The organism is Dyadobacter sp. HNCC25DJ183, from assembly GCF_056895175.1.
Genome location: NZ_JBXHAP010000021.1, coordinates 1 through 581, shown reverse-complemented (window position 1 = coordinate 581; position 581 = coordinate 1). Strand labels below are relative to the sequence as shown.

The following is a 581-nucleotide window of genomic DNA, read 5'->3' as shown; positions in this document are numbered from 1 at the left end:
GAGGACGTTTGTATCACGGGTATACCCGCAGGATCAGGTTATGAGGAAGTAGCCCGCGTGCCGGTCACACAAACCACTTACCTGGACAATAACAATGGCGCAGGGCTCAGGCCGGGCGTTTCGTACAGCTACCGTTTGGTGGTCATTTTCCCAAGGCCGGGCACCAATGGTTCTGAGCCGGGAAGCCTGGTAGGCGGAGGGGAAAGTGTCGCTTCCGACGAGTTCTGTCTCAAACTGCCTTTGCTCATGCCGGTCATCACCAATGTAACTGTTGATTCTACCAGCGAGACAAGGGGAGTGATCACCGTTAAATGGACTAAACCAGCTGCTGCTGCCGGGCTGCCGGCACAGTACCGCCTCTACCGCGCCGTGGGACAGAGCGGGGCTGCTTTTACCTTGGCCGCTACCATTAATGTGAACATGGCGCCAGGCGCCGCAGATACCATCTTTGTTGACCGGGGGCTTAATACACTGGTCAACCCTTACAACTACAAGCTCGAATACTGGACCACGCAGAGCGGGCAGCTCGTCAAGTTTGATGAGACAAAAACAGCCAGCAGTGTACGCCTTGAACAGGGCGC

General features: G+C 56.1%; 1 pseudogene. It reads left to right on the top strand.

Annotated elements, in window-relative coordinates:
- A pseudogene (locus AC1XTG_RS25580) lies at positions 1-581 on the top strand (gliding motility-associated C-terminal domain-containing protein); the annotation flags it as partial.